This window comes from Albidovulum sediminicola, from assembly GCF_025751575.1.
In the GTDB taxonomy this organism is placed as follows: domain Bacteria; phylum Pseudomonadota; class Alphaproteobacteria; order Rhodobacterales; family Rhodobacteraceae; genus Albidovulum; species Albidovulum sediminicola.
The window spans coordinates 20,074-35,746 of the sequence record NZ_JAOWLA010000016.1 but is presented as its reverse complement, the minus strand read 5'-3'; the positions used below and the strand labels follow the sequence as shown (position 1 = coordinate 35,746).

The 15,673-nt window shown below is 67.7% G+C and carries 10 protein-coding genes; 7 read left to right on the top strand and 3 right to left on the bottom strand.

Annotated features, from left to right (window positions below; translation table 11 throughout):
• Positions 1-79 precede the first annotated feature (79 nt).
• On the top strand, positions 80-1,156 hold the full coding sequence (locus OE647_RS15695; RefSeq protein ID WP_263722704.1) for an AbrB family transcriptional regulator: 1,077 nt from the start codon (positions 80-82) through the stop codon (positions 1,154-1,156).
• Here OE647_RS15695 and OE647_RS15690 read toward each other — a convergent pair.
• Genes OE647_RS15690 through OE647_RS15680 form a run of 3 tightly spaced genes read right to left on the bottom strand, consistent with a single transcriptional unit; the run spans position 1,153 to position 7,090 of the window.
• Complete coding sequence (locus tag OE647_RS15690; protein ID WP_263722703.1) at positions 1,153-2,730, bottom strand: phospholipase D family protein; 1,578 nt, start codon at positions 2,728-2,730, stop codon at positions 1,153-1,155. The two genes, OE647_RS15695 and OE647_RS15690, sit on opposite strands and share 4 nt — an antisense overlap.
• A complete protein-coding gene (gene dnaE / locus OE647_RS15685; protein WP_263722702.1) occupies positions 2,727-6,230 on the bottom strand; it encodes a DNA polymerase III subunit alpha in 3,504 nt (1,167 codons plus the stop codon). Before dnaE ends, OE647_RS15690 begins: the two co-directional genes overlap by 4 nt.
• 47 nt (positions 6,231-6,277) lie before the next feature.
• Positions 6,278-7,090, bottom strand: a complete 813-nt coding sequence (locus tag OE647_RS15680) for a DUF6544 family protein (RefSeq protein ID WP_263722701.1) — start codon at positions 7,088-7,090, stop codon at positions 6,278-6,280.
• A 281-nt stretch (positions 7,091-7,371) separates the two neighbouring features.
• Between OE647_RS15680 and xdhA the strand changes: the two genes are divergently transcribed.
• The 6 genes from xdhA to OE647_RS15650 are packed head-to-tail and all read left to right on the top strand — an operon-like array spanning position 7,372 to position 15,621.
• Positions 7,372-8,736, top strand: coding sequence for a xanthine dehydrogenase small subunit (gene xdhA / locus OE647_RS15675; RefSeq protein ID WP_263722700.1), 1,365 nt, complete (start codon positions 7,372-7,374; stop codon positions 8,734-8,736).
• The gene (xdhB, locus tag OE647_RS15670; protein ID WP_263722699.1) at positions 8,733-11,123 is read left to right on the top strand and encodes a xanthine dehydrogenase molybdopterin binding subunit; all 2,391 of its coding nucleotides are present in this window, start codon (positions 8,733-8,735) and stop codon (positions 11,121-11,123) included. The genes xdhA and xdhB overlap by 4 nt, the downstream gene beginning before the upstream one ends.
• Positions 11,120-12,088 (top strand): xanthine dehydrogenase accessory protein XdhC, encoded by a 969-nt coding sequence (xdhC, locus tag OE647_RS15665; RefSeq protein WP_263722698.1) that lies wholly within the window; start codon positions 11,120-11,122, stop codon positions 12,086-12,088. Before xdhB ends, xdhC begins: the two co-directional genes overlap by 4 nt.
• Positions 12,085-13,614: an ABC transporter ATP-binding protein gene (locus OE647_RS15660; protein ID WP_263722697.1), complete on the top strand. Its 1,530-nt coding sequence runs from the start codon at positions 12,085-12,087 to the stop codon at positions 13,612-13,614. The genes xdhC and OE647_RS15660 overlap by 4 nt, the downstream gene beginning before the upstream one ends.
• Entirely contained in the window at positions 13,601-14,689 is a 1,089-nt protein-coding gene (locus OE647_RS15655) for an ABC transporter permease (RefSeq protein ID WP_263722696.1), read from the top strand. The genes OE647_RS15660 and OE647_RS15655 overlap by 14 nt, the downstream gene beginning before the upstream one ends.
• Positions 14,689-15,621: an ABC transporter permease gene (locus tag OE647_RS15650; RefSeq protein ID WP_263722695.1), complete on the top strand. Its 933-nt coding sequence runs from the start codon at positions 14,689-14,691 to the stop codon at positions 15,619-15,621. The genes OE647_RS15655 and OE647_RS15650 overlap by 1 nt, the downstream gene beginning before the upstream one ends.
• Positions 15,622-15,673: the final 52 nt, after the last annotated feature.

Here is a 15,673-nt window from a genome sequence, read left to right as displayed (position 1 = left end):
TGCCGACGCCCGGCGGCTGACAGGTTGGTGTCAGGCTCGCGGGCAAGATCCTCCTCCGGATATTCTTAGACCAAGCGCGATGACCTCCCGACTGTCCGCCTTTTTCGGCGCACCGCACTGGCCGACCGTGGCCGCGACCTATGCGATCGGCACCCTGGGCGGGGCCGCCGCCATGCTGCTGCACCTGCCGCTGCCCATGCTGCTGGGCTCGCTTCTCGGCGTCGGCGCGGCCGCTCTTCTCGGCCTGCGCCCCCTGGGCAGGCTACCAGAGGCGCCGCAGCGGCTGCGGATGCTCTTCATTCCGGTGGTCGGCGTGGCGATCGGCGGGGCGGTGCAACCGGGGCTTTTGCAGGAGGCGGCGGCCTGGCTACCCTCGCTCGCCATCCTCACGCTTTTCATCCCAGCCGTGCATTACGCCGGCTTCCGCGTGCTTGTGGCCTCCGGCCGTGTCGACCGGGTCACCGCGTTGTTCGCAACGGCGCCGGGTGGGCTGGTCGAGACCGTGCAGATGGGCGAAGAGGCTGGCGCCGACATGCAGATGCTGATCATGCTGCAGTTCCTGCGGCTGATCCTGACGATCATGTTCATTCCGCTCTTCTTCACCTGGATGGTCGGGCACGCGGTCGGATCTGCCAGCGGCGCTGCCGTGGCGGGCAGCGAGATGGGGCTTGTGGACCTGGCGGTCCTGGTCGTCGCGGGCGTGGCGGGCGCGATCTTGGGGCTGAAGCTGAACCTGCCGGCGGGGCATGTGCTGGGACCGATCGTCCTGTCGGGGGCGGCCCATCTCACCGGGCTTACCGCGGCCGTCCCGCCGCAAGCCGCCGTCTGGGCGACCCAGGTCGTGATCGGCACCTCCTTGGGCGTGCGTTTCAGCGGGATGCCGAAGCGGCGCATCCTTGAGGCCCTGCGGCTCTCGTTGATCAGCGTCTCTCTCATGATGGGGGGCGCGGGCCTGATCGCCTGGGGCCTGGCGGGCGCGGTCGGCGAAACCACCCCGGCGGTCTTCCTGGCCTTCGCCCCCGGCGGCCTGGTGGAGATGGGGTTGATCGCGCTCAGCCTGAAGCTGTCGATCCTTTACGTGACGGCGCACCATCTGCTGCGCATCATCCTGGCGGTGTCGGTGGCCCGGATCTTCGCCCGGCGTTTCGCCCGCTAAAGCAGCCACTCGACCGGCAGAAACCCGATCATCCAGACCGCCGTGCGCAAGGGCCAGGTGGTGTTCGGCTCGTGCGTCCAGACAGTTTCCTCGCCCGCGCCGCTGCGATCGATCCAGACCAACCCGCCCGAGGCATCCCGCAGCACGCGGTAGGCGAGCCGGGGCAATTCCCGGTCGAGCCATCCCGAAATCAGCCCCGCAAGCGCGGGACTGTCGATCATCAGGCCCATTTCACAGTTCAGGCGTTTCGAGCGGGGATCGAAGTTGAACGAGCCGACAAAGGCCCGGCGCCCATCGATCTGAAACGTCTTGGCGTGAAGGGCAGTGCGGGAAATGCCGATGATCCCGAAATCATCGACCGACTTGCGCTCGCCACCCTCGCTTTTCAGCTCCCAGACCTCGACCCCCGCATCGACGAGCGCGTCCCGATAGCCGATATAGCCCGAGTGCACCGGCGCCACGTCGGTCGACTCAAGCGCATTGGTGAGCGTCCTGAGCTTGATGCCCCTCTGCGCCATCCCGGCCAGCATCCGCGTCGCCTGCCGACCCGGTACGAAATAGGCCGAAACGCTGTCGAAGCTGTGCGCGGGGCGCTCGATCTCCGCCATCAGCAGGCTAAACATCAGTGCCTCGCCGTTCACCTGCCCGAGCGCCTTGGCCGGATCGTCGCTGAAGAGCCGCACCCTCGTCCATTCGATCGGAAGGCTGCGGTCCCGGATCAGCGCGGACAGACGCGAGGACCGCACCGCCTGGCCGTAGAGTTCGGCCTGCGCCGTCTCGCGAAGGGCCGCATCGCGCGCGGCCAGACGGGTGCCGCCGCCGGGTTCCGGCTTGACCAGAAGTTCCACCGGATAGGCCGAATGGCTGTTCCAGTAGCGGTCGAAATCGGCGCCCACATCGGCGGCGGCGGGGCCGAAGGCCATCACATCGAGGTCGGAGTAGAGATGCCCGCTGCCCGTCTCGAAATAGAGATTGCCGATGTTGCGGCCGCCGACGATGGTCACGACACCGTCCACCGTAAAGGACTTGTTGTGCATCCGTCGGTTCAGCCGGCTGAAGTCGAACATGTAGTTCAACCCGCGCGGCGCACGCAGGACGAAGGGATTGAAGATGCGGACCTCTGCCGAGGGTAGGGCCGAAAGCGCCAGAAGTTCCTGATCAAGCGCGGGCGTGCCGTTGTCATCGACCAGGAGCCGCACGCGCACCCCGCGGGTGGCCGCGGCGGACAGTTCCGACAGAAGCCTGAGGCCGGTCAGGTCGTCCTGCCAGATGTAGTATTGCGCGTCGATCGAATGCTCCGCCGCAAGCGCAAGGGACATGCGCGCGGCAAAGGCGTCGATCCCGTTTTCAAGCGCGAAGACACCTGAAAGCCCCGGATGGCGCGCGGCATCGGGCAGGATCGCCGCGCCAAGCGTGGTTTCGGCAGAGGCGGGTATCGCCGCGCTGACGGTCCGCGCATCAAGCGAAGGGAGGGCGTAGAAGGCGCGCAGGCCCAGAACCGCCGACACGACAAGTGCCCCAAACGCCGCCAGGTTGCGCAGCGCGCGGACCAGCCTGCCGGGCCTCGGCCTCATACCTCTTCGACCAGCACGACGCCGGACATGGCTTTGATCGCGCCCTTGATCTGCGGATTGACCGGGAAGTCGCGGCCGGTCTCGACCTCGACTTCGGTCCCGGTGGCGCGGTCGGCGACAAGGAAGCTGACCGGACCGCGCGACCGGATCTTCGCCTCCTGCTGCATGCGCGCCAGAAGACCCGCGACGGAGGCGACGGCGGCCTCCGTCTCCACATGAATGCGCAGGCCCGCGCCCCCGGCATCGGCGGCCACGCTGTCGACCGGCTGCGCCGCCCGCGCCAGCAGCTTCAGCGTCTCGCCCTCAAGGTTGGCCTCGACCGTCAGGACGACGGCGTTCCCGGGCTCCAGGTGCTGGCGCGCGGTTTCCAGCGTGTCGGAGAACACCGTGACCTCGTAAAGCCCGGTGGGATCGGAAAGCCCGACAAAGGCAAAGCGGTTGCCGCGCGCGGACTTGCGTTCCTGCCGGTTCGACACGGTACCGGCCATCTTCGCGACCAGCGGCCCGCGCTCTGCGGCCTCTGTCACCTCGCTCAGCGTCATCACCTTCTTGCGCTTGAGGGCGGGCATGTAATCGTCCAGCGGGTGGCCCGACAGGTAGAAGCCCACCGCCTGGTGCTCCTCTGCCAGCCGCTCCACCGGCAGCCAGTCATCGACCGGCGCCAGCCGCGGCTCCGGCAGGTCATCACCCGCATCCCCGAAAAGAGAGACCTGGCTGGACGAGGACGCCTCATGCACCGCCGCCGACCAGGCCGAAAGCGCGTCGAGGCTGTCGAAGACCCGGCGGCGGTTGGCGTCCAGCACGTCGAAGGCCCCGGCGCGCGCGAGCATCTCCAACGGCCGCTTGCCGAGCCGCTTCAGGTCCACCCGCCGCGCAAAATCGAAAAGCGAGACGAAGGGCCGATCCCCCCGCGCCGCGACGATCATCCGCATCGCCTCGACGCCGACGTTCTTCAGCGCGCCAAGCGCGTAGACGACCTTGCCGTCCTTGACCGTGAAGGTCGCGAAGGACCGGTTGACGCAGGGCGCCACCGTCGCGATCCCCATGCGGTCGACCTCGCGCTTGTAGATGGCGAGCTTGTCGGTCAGGTGGATATCGCAGTTCATGACCGCCGCCATGAACTCCACCGGGTGGTTGGCCTTCAGCCAGGCGGTCTGGTAGCTGACGACGGCATAGGCGGCCGCGTGCGACTTGTTGAAGCCGTAATTGGCGAATTTCTCCAGAAGATCGAAGACCTCTCCGGCCTTCTTTGCATCGACGTTGTGGGTCTTCTTGGCGCCCTCGATGAACTTCGGGCGTTCCTTATCCATCTCCTCCTTGATCTTCTTGCCCATGGCGCGGCGCAGAAGGTCGGCGCCGCCAAGCGAATAGCCCGCCATGACCTTGGCGATCTCCATCACCTGTTCCTGGTAGACGATGATGCCTTGGGTTTCCTTCAGGATGTGATCGATGGTCGGGTGGATCGACTCGATCTCGCGCAGGCCGTTCTTGACCTCGCAGTAAACGGGGATGTTCTCCATCGGGCCGGGGCGGTATAGCGCCACCAGCGCCACGATGTCCTCGATGCAGGTGGGCTTCATGCGCCGGAGCGCATCCATCATGCCCGTGCTTTCCACCTGGAACACCGCCACCGTCTGGGCGCGGGCGTAAAGTTCGTAGGTGGGCGCGTCCTCCAGCGGGATGGCGTTGATCTGATCGACCGCCCCCTCCGGCGGGGCGTAAAGCTCCCGCCCGTCGGCGGCGATGTGCAGATGCCGCCCGCCATCGCGGATCAGGTCAACCGCGTTCTGGATCACCGTCAGGGTCTTGAGGCCGAGGAAGTCGAACTTCACCAGACCCGCCTGTTCGACCCATTTCATGTTGAACTGGGTCGCGGGCATGGTCGAGCGCGGGTCCTGGTAGAGCGGCACCAACTCGTCCAGCGGACGATCGCCGATCACCACCCCCGCCGCGTGGGTCGAGGCGTTGCGCAAAAGCCCCTCGATCTGCTGGCCGTAATCCAGAAGGCGCTTGACCACCTCCTCGGCGCGGGCGGCCTCACGCAGGCGCGGCTCGTCGGCCAGCGCCTTTTCGATGGAGACGGGCTTGACCCCCTCGACCGGGATCAGCTTCGAGAGCTTGTCCACCTGTCCATAGGGCATCTGCAACACCCGGCCCACGTCGCGCACCGCGGCCTTGGACAAGAGCGCGCCAAAGGTGATGATCTGGGCCACCTTCTCGCGCCCGTAGCGTTGCTGGACGTATTCGATGACCTCTTCGCGGCGATCCATGCAGAAGTCGATGTCGAAGTCCGGCATCGAGACGCGTTCAGGGTTCAGAAAGCGTTCGAAGAGCAGCGAATAGCGCAAGGGGTCAAGGTCGGTGATCGTCAGCGCATAGGCAACGAGCGAGCCCGCGCCCGACCCCCGGCCCGGTCCCACCGGGATATCGTGGTCCTTGCCCCATTTGATGAAGTCGGCAACGATCAGGAAGTAGCCGGGGAAGCCCATCTGCTCGATGATGTCGAGTTCGAATTTCAGCCGCGCCTCGTACTCCTCCACCGGGGCGGAATGGGGGATGACGGCGAGGCGGGCGCGCAGCCCCGCCCAGGCCTGGCGGCGCAGTTCCTCGACCTCGTCGTCGGCGAAGCGCGGCAGGATCGGCTTGCGCTTCGTCGCCTTGAAGGCGCAGCGTCGCGCGATCTCGACGGTGTTTTCCAGCGCTTCGGGCAGGTCGGCGAAAAGCGCCGCCATCTCCTCCGGCGTCTTCAGATAGTGCTGCGGGGTCAAGCGGCGGCGGGATTCCTGCTGATCGACATAGGCGCCCTCCGCGATGCAGATCATCGCGTCATGGGCCTCGTACATGCCGGGCTTGGGGAAATAGACATCGTTTGTTGCGACCAGCGGCAGGCCCAGGTCATAGGCCATCTCGACATGGCCGCGCTCGGTCAGCTGCTCGGCCTCGGTCAGGCGGCCGCCCTCGCCGGGGTGGCGTTGCAGTTCGACATAGGTCCGTGTCGGGAAGGCCATGGCCAGACGTCGCAACAGCGCCTCGGCCTTGGCGCCCTGTCCGGTCTGCAAAAGCCGCCCGATCGGCCCGTCCGGCCCGCCGGTCAGGCAGATCAGGCCGCCGGAATGGGCCTCCACCTCCTCCGGGGTCACATGCGGCAGCGACCCGTCGCCGCGCAGGTAAAGGCAGGAGTTGAGCTTCATCAGGTTCATGTAGCCCGCCTCGGACTGCGCCAGCAGGACGATGGGCGCGGGCGGGCGCGCACGTTCGCCGGGCTGGACGGGGTCGAAGTCCAGCGAGATCTGGCAACCGACGATGGGCTGAAGCCCGGCGCCCGAGGCGCCCACGGAGAACTCCAGCGCCGCGAACATGTTGTTCGTGTCGGTCACGGCGACGGCGGGCATCCCCATCTTCTCGGCCAGGCCGGGAAGCTTCTTTACGGGGACGGCGCCCTCCAGCAGCGAATATTCGGTGTGGACGCGAAGATGGATGAATCGGGGGGCACGGGTCATGCGGCCAGACTAGCGGAGCGGGCGGGAGAGCGGAAGCGGGGCCCGGCTCAGGCCAGGACCTCGTAGCTCAGAATGCGGCCGCGGAAATAGACCTCGTACCCCTCAGGGTAGACATATCCCACCTCTCCCCTTTCCGGCACGCGGCGGTCGCCGATCCGGCGGTAGTCGCGGAAATGCCCCCGCCAGTCGTAAGCCACCGCGCGCCCCTGCGCATCGAAGGCCGGGCGATCCTTCGCCTCGACGGTTACGAAGTCGCCCTGGGCATCGAGGCTGAAGGTAACGCGCGCCATGGCGTTCCCCACGGGCAAGGAGGCCTCGACATGGGTCGCGTCGGTCATCCGCCAGCCGATGTCGGGATTGCCGAGGATCGCATCCGGCGCCCAGGGCAATTCCGCGAGGTAGCGCAGCGCCTCGCCCAGGGCGATGTCTTGCCCCGACCTGGCGGCCAGCGGGACGGCGCCAAGGAAGCGCGCCTCCAGCAGGCCGCCGGTGCCGTCATAGGCATCGATCACCCGAAAGAGGGGAAGCGGCCCGATGGGCCGGACGGCATCCCAGGCGAAACCGGCCTCGCCCAGGGCCACATGCTGGGTCGCAAGGATGGCCTGGAACGGCGCACCCGGCTTCAGGCGCAGGTCCGCCGCCTGGGTGAACCGCGCGGCGCGCCCGCCGGATGCCGCCCCGCAACGCAGGGCAAAGTCGCGCACCGGCGCGGGAAGGTCGGCCCCGCCCGACGCCGCCCGCCCGGCACGAATCCGCGCCACGCGCGCGGCGATCCGCCGCGAAAACGCGGACGCCAGGAAAAGCTGCGCTGCAGCAAGAGCGGCGAGCAGAGCCGCCGAACTCAGCACGATCGCGTTCATTGACATTGCCCCCGGGGTCTCTATCCTGCCACCCAAGCGCTCATTATGCCTTGGTTTTCAGATTTTACAGCGGCCCGCGTCCGGAAAATGCAGTTGCAGCGACGCCGGGTCATTTTATGCACTTTCTTGAAATACCATTCGGGTTATCATGAAACATAGTTCTTGCCTTGCGTGCGTCATGCAGGCTTGATTGCAAACAGAATACGGGGCGTGTCCCGCTTTACGCCGCATCGGGCGGACACGCGCAAACCCGACCGAAGAGAACGCGGCGGGACCACAGGATGAACGACATCGCGTTTCTGTTGAATGGAACGCCTGTCCGCGTGTCGGCCGACAACCCGACGCGGACACTGTTGGATTGGCTGCGCGACGATCGCGGTCTCAAGGGCACAAAGGAGGGTTGCAACGAGGGCGACTGCGGCGCCTGCACCGTGATGGTGACCGACGCCGACGGCACCCGGGCACTGAATGCCTGCATCCTGTTCCTGCCGCAGTTGCACGGCAAGGCGGTGCGCACGGTCGAGGGGCTGACCGGCCCCAAGGGCGAGCTGCACCCGGTCCAGAAGGCGATGATCGACAAGCACGGCAGCCAGTGCGGCTTCTGCACCCCGGGCTTCGTGATGTCGATGGCCACTGCGCACCGCAACGGGGCCACCGATCACGACGGCTACCTGGCGGGGAACCTCTGCCGCTGCACCGGCTACGCCCCGATCGTGCGCGCGGCGGAAGCCGTGGCGGGCGAGCCCGTTCCTGCCTGGGTACAGGACCGGCCGACGTCGCTTGATGGTCCCGCCCCCTGCGCCCCGGCAACGGCGGACGAGCTCGCAACCTGGTATGAAGCGCATCCCGAAGCCACGCTGATCGCAGGCGCCACCGACGTGGGCCTATGGGTCAACAAGGATCTGCGCGACCTGCCCGAGGTCGCGTTCCTGCATGCCTGCGAGGACCTTCAGCAGATCGAGGCGGTGCAGGGCGGGCTGCGCGTCGGCGCGGGTGTCACGATTGCCGCGCTACGCGAGGCCGTCGCCCCCTTCCACCCCGCACTGGCCGAACTTCTGCGCCGCTTTGCCTCGGAACAGGTGCGCGGGGCCGCGACCCTTGGCGGCAACATCGCCAACGGCTCGCCCATCGGGGATACGCCGCCAGCGCTGATCGCGATGGGCGCGACCCTGCACCTGCGCAAGGGCAATGCCCGGCGCGACCTGCCGTTGGAGGCCTTCTTCCTCGATTACCGCAAGCAGGACCGCCAGCCCGGCGAATTCGTCGAGGCCGTGACGATCCCCGCCGGCGTGCCGGACCTCGCCTGCTACAAGCTGTCCAAGCGCTTCGACCAGGACATCTCGGCCGTCTGCGGCTGTTTCAACATCATGCGGGAGGGCGGCCGGGTGACGGCTGCGCGGATCGCCTTCGGCGGCATGGCGGGCATCCCCAAGCGCGCGGCGGCGGTCGAGGCCGCGCTGAGCGGTCGCGACTGGACGCTGGCGACGGTCGAGGCGGCATTGCCCGCCTTCGCGCAGGACTTCACCCCCATGACCGACATGCGCGCCTCGGCGGCCTACCGGCTGGAAACGGCACGGAACATGCTGGTCCGTTATTTCCACGAAAGCCAGGGGGCCGTCGCCTCAGTGCTGGAGGTGCAGGCATGAGCGTCGCGAAACCCGTCCCCCACGACAGCGCCGAACTGCATGTAACCGGCGCGGCCCGCTACATCGACGACGTGGCGCTGCCGGCGAACGCGCTGCACCTGGCCTTCGGGCTTTCCTCCGCCGCGCATGGCGACATCACCGCGATGGACCTGTCGGCGGTGAAGGCCGCGCCGGGCGTGGTCGCGGTCTGGACCGCCGAGGACCTGCCGTTTGCCAACGATGTCTCCCCCTCGGCCCATGATGAGCCGCTTCTGGCGACGGGCACGGTGCACTACGTCGGCCAGCCGATCTTCCTTGTCGTGGCCGAAAGCCACCTTCAGGCGCGCAAGGCCGCACGCAAGGCACGGATCGACTACCGCGAGAAGCCCGCGATCCTGACGGTGGACCAGGCGCTGGCGGCGGACAGCCGCTTCGAGGGCGGGCCGGTGGTCTGGTCCAAGGGCGATGCGGCCACGGCCATCGCGGGCGCACCCCAGGTGATCGAGGGATCCTTCACCATGGGCGGGCAGGAACATTTCTACCTGGAGGGCCAGGCGGCGCTGGCGCTGCCCGCCGAGGGCGGCGTGATCGTCCAGTCCTCGACCCAGCACCCGACCGAGATCCAGCACAAGGTGGCCGAGGCGTTGGGCTTGCCGATGAATGCCGTGCGCGTCGAGATCCGCCGCATGGGCGGCGGCTTTGGCGGCAAGGAAAGCCAGGGCAACGCGCTGGCGGTGTCCTGCGCGCTGGTGGCGCGTCTGCTGGGGCGCCCGGCAAAGATGCGCTACGACCGCGACGACGACATGACGATCACCGGAAAGCGCCATGATTTCCGGATCGACTACCGCGTGGGCGTCGATGCCGGGGGGAAGATCCAGGGGATCGAGTTCCTGCAACTGGCCCGCTGCGGCTGGTCGATGGATCTGAGCCTGCCGGTCGCGGACCGGGCGATGCTGCATGCCGACAACGCCTACAACCTCGACCACGTCCGGATCGAGAGCCACCGGCTGAGGACCAACACCCAGTCCGCGACAGCCTACCGCGGCTTCGGCGGCCCGCAGGGGATGATCGGGATCGAGCGGGTGATGGACCACATCGCCCATGCTATGGGCCTTGCCCCGACCGAGGTGCGCAAGCGCAATTTCTATGCGGAGATGCCGGGGGCTCTGCCCCCGGACCCCCGGAGTACTTCGGCCAGAATGAAGGGCGGACGGGTCGATCTGACCTCGGAAGGGGCGGAGGGGTTCGTGCCGGACGGGTCCGCGGGCCTCACGCAGACGACGCCCTACCACATGCCGGTCGAGGATTTCATCCTGAACGGCCTTGTCGCGCGGCTTGAGGCCGAGGCGGGGCTGGCCGCGCGCCGTGATGAGATCACGGCCTGGAACCGGCAGAGCCCGATCCTGAAGCGTGGGATCGCGTTGACCCCGGTCAAGTTCGGCATCTCCTTCACGCTGACGCATCTGAACCAGGCGGGCGCGCTGGTCCATGTCTACCAGGACGGGTCGATCCATCTGAACCATGGCGGGACCGAGATGGGACAGGGTCTGTTCCGCAAGGTCAGCCAGGTCGCGGCGGCCGCCTTCGGGGTCGACGTGGACGCCGTGATGATCACCGCGACCGACACCGCGAAGGTCCCGAACACCTCGGCCACGGCGGCGTCCTCGGGGTCGGACCTGAACGGGATGGCGGTCAAGGATGCCTGCGACCGCATCCGGGCCCGGATGGCGGAATACCTGGCCCAGCAACATCAGAGCGCGCCCGCCGCGGTGCGTTTCGAGGGGGGCCGCGTGTTGGTCGGCGGCGAGGACATGAGCTTCGCCGAGGCCGCCGCGCGCTGCTACATGGGACGGGTCAGCCTGTCGCAGACCGGGTTTTACGCCACGCCCAAGATCACCTGGGACCGCAAGGCCGGGCGCGGGCGGCCGTTCTACTACTTCTCCTACGGGGCCTCCGTCTCCGAGGTCGTGATCGACACGCTGACGGGCGAGAACCGCATCCTGCGCACCGACATCCTGCACGACGCGGGCGCCAGCCTGAACCCGGCGATCGACATCGGGCAGGTCGAGGGCGCCTATGTCCAGGGCGCGGGGTGGCTGACGACCGAGGAACTGGTCTGGGACGAGAAGGGGCGGCTCAGGACACACGCGCCCTCGACCTACAAGATCCCGGCCTGTTCGGACCGGCCGCGCGTCTTCAACGTCGCCCTTTACGACGGCGCGAACCGGGAGGAGACGATCTACCGCTCGAAAGCCGTGGGCGAGCCGCCGTTCATGCATGGCATCTCGGTCTTCATGGCGCTGTCACAGGCTTGCGCGGCCTGCGGGCCGCACTACCCCGACCTTCAGGCACCCGCGACCGCCGAGGCGGTCCTGGCCGCCGTCAAGCGCGCACGGGGGCTGGCATGAGCTTCGATCGGGAAGACCTGGCCCGCGTGATCGCGGCTCATGGGCCGGTGGTCCGGGTCGTTGTGGCCGAGGTCGCCGGATCGGCCCCGCGCGAGGTGGGCGCGGCGATGCTGGTCTGGGCCGGCGGGCAGGCGGGAACGGTCGGCGGCGGCGCGCTGGAGTTCGAGGCCGCCGCACGGGCCCGCGCGATGCTGGCCGAGAGCAAGGTGGCGCGGCTGGACCGGATGCCGCTTGGCCCGGCACTGAACCAGTGTTGCGGCGGGGCCGTCACGCTTTTGTCCGAGCGCTGGGATGCGTCCCGGCTGGCGCACACAGCCGGTGAAAGCGTCATCGCCCGGCCCTTGCCCGGGACCGAGGGCGTCCTGCACATGGCGGTCGCGCGCATCCTGAAGCGCGCGCGCGGCGAGGGCTTCACCCCCGTCCCGCGCATCGTGCAGGGTTGGTTCGTGGAGCCCGTAACGCGCCCGCTGCGCGAGATCTGGATCTGGGGCGCAGGCCATGTCGGCCGCGCCATCGTGGAGGTCATGCGCCCCCTGCCGGGGTTCCGGCTAACCTGGATCGACACCGATGCCAGCCGGTTTCCCGACCTGCCCGGGGGCGTGGTGCAGAGGATCGCGACCAACCCCGCCGAGCTTGTGGCGGAGGCGCCTGAGGACGCCGACCATCTGGTCCTAACATTCTCGCACACGCTCGATCTCGACCTTTGCCACCGGCTGCTGGCCCATGGGTTCGCGAGCCTGGGCCTGATCGGGTCGGAGACGAAATGGGCGCGCTTCCGCTCCCGTCTTTCGGCTCTGGGCCATACGCCGCAACGGATCGCAGATATCCGCTGCCCGATCGGCGACCCGCGGCTTGGCAAGCATCCGCAGGCCATCGCCCTGGGGGTCGCCGCCGAACTGATCACACTGAAAACCGCCAAGGCCCGAACAGAGAAGGCCGGAACCGGGAAGGATAGCGCGGGATGACAAGGGAAACGCTTTTGAAGATCGACGGGATAAGCAAGTCCTATCCCGGCGTGAAAGCCAACGAGGACGTGTCGTTCTCGATCGGCGTGGGCGAGGTGCACGCGCTGCTGGGGGAAAACGGCGCGGGCAAGTCGACGCTGGTCAAGATGATCTACGGGCTCGTCAAACCCGACGAGGGCACGCTGACCTTCCGCGGAAAGCCCTTCGCGCCGTCGGAACCGTCCGAGGCGCGGGCGGCGGGCGTGGCGATGGTGTTCCAGCACTTCTCGCTGTTCGAAGCGCTGAACGTCGCGGAAAACGTGGCGCTTGGCATGGAAAACCCGCCACCGATGCGGGAACTGGCCGCGCGCATCCGCGCCGTGTCCGAGGAATACGGCCTGCCGCTTGATCCCGCGCGCATGGTGGGGGACCTGTCAGCGGGCGAACGCCAGCGGGTGGAGATCATCCGCTGCCTGCTTCAAGACCCGAAGCTGCTGATCATGGACGAGCCGACCAGCGTGCTCACCCCGCAAGAGGTGGAGATCCTCTTCAAGACGCTGCGCCAGCTTTCATCCGAGGGGACGGCGATCCTCTACATCTCCCACAAGCTTGAGGAGATCCGCACGCTCTGCGACGGGGCCACGATCCTCAGGCGCGGCAAGGTGGTGGGCAGTTGCGTGCCCCGCGAAACCACGGCGCGGGAGATGGCGGAACTGATGGTCGGCGCGACCCTGACGCCCCCGGAACGCCGCGCGGGCGCCAAGGGCGAGGTGGTGCTGGGGGTGACGGACCTGTCGGCCGCCTCGCCCATTCCCTTCGGCACGACGCTCAAGGGCATCTCCTTCACCGTGGCGCGGGGCGAGGTCCTGGGCATCGCGGGTGTCGCGGGCAACGGGCAGGACGAACTGCTGCTGGCCCTGTCAGGTGAATTGCGCGTGGCCTCGGACAAGATCCGCATCAATGGCCGCGCTGCGGGCGACCTTGGACCGGGCGAACGCCGCCGGGCGGGCTTGGTCGCCGCTCCCGAGGATCGCTACGGCCATGCCGCGGCCCCGGACATGTCACTGGTGGAAAACGCGCTTCTGACCGGCGCGATCCGGCGGAACCTGACGCACAGGGGCTTCATCGACTGGGCCGCCACGCGCGGCTTCGCCGAGGAGGTGATCCAGACCTACGACGTGCGCACCCCCGGCAGCCACGTCGCCGCGCGGGCGCTCTCCGGCGGCAACCTGCAAAAGTTCCTGATCGGGCGCGAGCTTGACCAGAGCCCCGAGGTCATCGTGATCAACCAGCCCACCTGGGGCGTGGATGCGGCGGCGGCGGCGGCGATCCGGCAGGCGATCCTGAACCGCGCGGCCGAGGGCGCCGGGGTGGTGGTGATCAGCCAGGACCTCGACGAACTGCTGGAGATCGCGGACATGTTCGCGGTCCTGAACGAGGGCCGCCTGACCAAGCCCCGCCCGGTCGAGGGCCTGACCATAGACCAGATCGGACTGATGATGGGCGGTGCCCACGGGATGGAGGTGGCGCATCATGTTGAGGCTTGAAAAACGACCCATCCCCTCGCGCTTCTGGCTTTATGCGACCCCGGTCGTTGCCGTTCTGCTGACGATGATCGCAGGTGGCCTGCTGTTTGCACTTCTGGGCAAGAACCCGGCCACGGTGATCAAGACGATCTTCTGGGACCCACTTTTCGGTGAATTCGCCTGGTATCTGCGCGGTCAGCTTCTTGTGAAGGCGGGGCCGCTGATCCTGATCGCGATCGGCCTGTCGCTGGGCTTCCGCGCCGGGATCTGGAACATCGGCGCCGAGGGCCAGTACATCATGGGCGCCATCTGCGGCGCGGGGGTGGGCCTGGCGCTCTACCCGACCGAAAGCCGCCTGATCTTCCCGGTGATGATCCTCGCGGGTGCGCTCGGTGGCTGGGCCTGGGCGATGATCCCCGCGATCCTGAAGACGCGCTTCAACACGAATGAGATCCTCGTGTCGCTGATGCTGGTCTATGTGGCCGAAACGATCCTGGCGAAGGCCTCGACCGGGTTCCTGAGGAACCCTGAAGGCGCGGGCTTCCCCGGAAGCCGCAGCTTTTCGGGTTCTTCCTTCCCGGCGGCGTCGAACCCCGAGCTGATCGCGGGCAGCGGGCTGCACTGGGGCGGCGTCTTCGCCCTGCTGATGGGTGTTGCCGCCTATATCCTGCTGCAACGGCACATCCTGGGCTTCCAGATCAAGCTGGCCGGACAAGCGCCGCGCGCCGCCCGCTTCCACGGGGTGAAGCCCGAGCGTCTGGTCTTGCTGTGCATGGGGCTTTCGGGGGCGCTCGCGGGCCTCGCTGGAATGTTCGAGGTAACGGGCCCGGCGGGCAAGATCTCCATCGACTTCAACGTGGGCTACGGCTTCACCGCGATCATCGTGGCCTTCCTCGGGCGCCTCAATCCGCTGGGCATCGTGCTGGCGGGCTTCATCATGGCGCTGACCTATGTCGGCGGCGAGATGGCGGCAACCAACCTCGGCCTGCCCTCGGCTGCCATCCAGGTCTTCCAGGGCATGCTTCTGTTCTTCCTGCTGGGCGTTGACGTTCTGACGAACTTCCGCATCCGCACCACATTGCTGGGGGTCAAGTGATGGATATCGGCGGCATCAATCCTGTCATCCTCGTCGCGTCGCTGATGGTGGCGGCGGTTCCGATCATGCTCGCAGCACTCGGCGAACTGGTGGTGGAGAAATCGGGCGTCCTGAACCTCGGGGTCGAGGGGATGATGATCGTCGGCGCAATCTGCGGCTTCATCGCCGCGGTGGGCACCCAAAGCCCGGTCGCGGGTTTCGCCGCGGGGGCGGCGGGGGGCGCGGTGCTGAGCCTGGTCTTCGCCTTCCTGACCCAGGTCATGCTGGCCAACCAGGTGGCGACCGGGCTTGCGCTGACGCTCTTCGGGCTTGGCCTCTCCTCGCTCATGGGGCAGGGCTACAACGGCATCAAGCCGCCGGTCACGGCCAAGGTTCCCTTCGGCCCGCTCGCCGAGATTCCGGTCCTGGGCCCGATCGTCTTCGGCCATGACTGGATGGTCTATGCCTCGATCGCGCTGGTCGCTTGCGTTTGGTGGGTGCTGCGCGCGACCCGGCTTGGCCTGATCATCCGCGCGGTCGGCGAAAGCCACGAGGCTGCCCATGCGCTGGGCTACAAGGTCAACCGCATCCGCCTGGGCTGCATCGCCTTCGGCGGCGCGATGGCGGGCCTTGGCGGCGCCTATGTGAGCCTGGTGCGCGTCCCGCAATGGGTCGACGGCATCACGGCCGGTGCCGGCTGGATCGCGCTCGCGATCGTCGTCTTCGCCAGCTGGCGCCCCTGGCGCGTGCTGATCGGTGCCTACCTGTTCGGCGGCATCTCGGTCCTGCAACTCAACCTGCAGGCGGCGGGCTCCGGCATTCCGGTGGAGTACTTGTCGATGTCGCCGTATCTGGTAACGATCGTCGTGCTGGTGATCATGTCGTCCGGCCGCGGCCGGGCAAGCCTGAACGCACCCGCATCTCTCGGTCAGAATTTCCACGCCGCCCGTTAGGGCGGCGCAAACCCAAAGCCCGAAACGGGTACCTCAACGGGGCCACCGCCCC

Excerpts from the sequence above, each read along its gene's own strand:
- OE647_RS15695 (WP_263722704.1), top strand. The coding sequence starts at position 80 with ATGACCTCCCGACTGTCCGCCTTTTTCGGCGCACCGCACTGGCCGACC.
- OE647_RS15690 (WP_263722703.1), bottom strand. The coding sequence starts at position 2,730 with ATGAGGCCGAGGCCCGGCAGGCTGGTCCGCGCGCTGCGCAACCTGGCG.
- dnaE (WP_263722702.1), bottom strand. The coding sequence starts at position 6,230 with ATGACCCGTGCCCCCCGATTCATCCATCTTCGCGTCCACACCGAATAT.
- OE647_RS15680 (WP_263722701.1), bottom strand. The coding sequence starts at position 7,090 with ATGAACGCGATCGTGCTGAGTTCGGCGGCTCTGCTCGCCGCTCTTGCT.
- xdhA (WP_263722700.1), top strand. The coding sequence starts at position 7,372 with ATGAACGACATCGCGTTTCTGTTGAATGGAACGCCTGTCCGCGTGTCG.
- xdhB (WP_263722699.1), top strand. The coding sequence starts at position 8,733 with ATGAGCGTCGCGAAACCCGTCCCCCACGACAGCGCCGAACTGCATGTA.
- xdhC (WP_263722698.1), top strand. The coding sequence starts at position 11,120 with ATGAGCTTCGATCGGGAAGACCTGGCCCGCGTGATCGCGGCTCATGGG.
- OE647_RS15660 (WP_263722697.1), top strand. The coding sequence starts at position 12,085 with ATGACAAGGGAAACGCTTTTGAAGATCGACGGGATAAGCAAGTCCTAT.
- OE647_RS15655 (WP_263722696.1), top strand. The coding sequence starts at position 13,601 with ATGTTGAGGCTTGAAAAACGACCCATCCCCTCGCGCTTCTGGCTTTAT.
- OE647_RS15650 (WP_263722695.1), top strand. The coding sequence starts at position 14,689 with ATGGATATCGGCGGCATCAATCCTGTCATCCTCGTCGCGTCGCTGATG.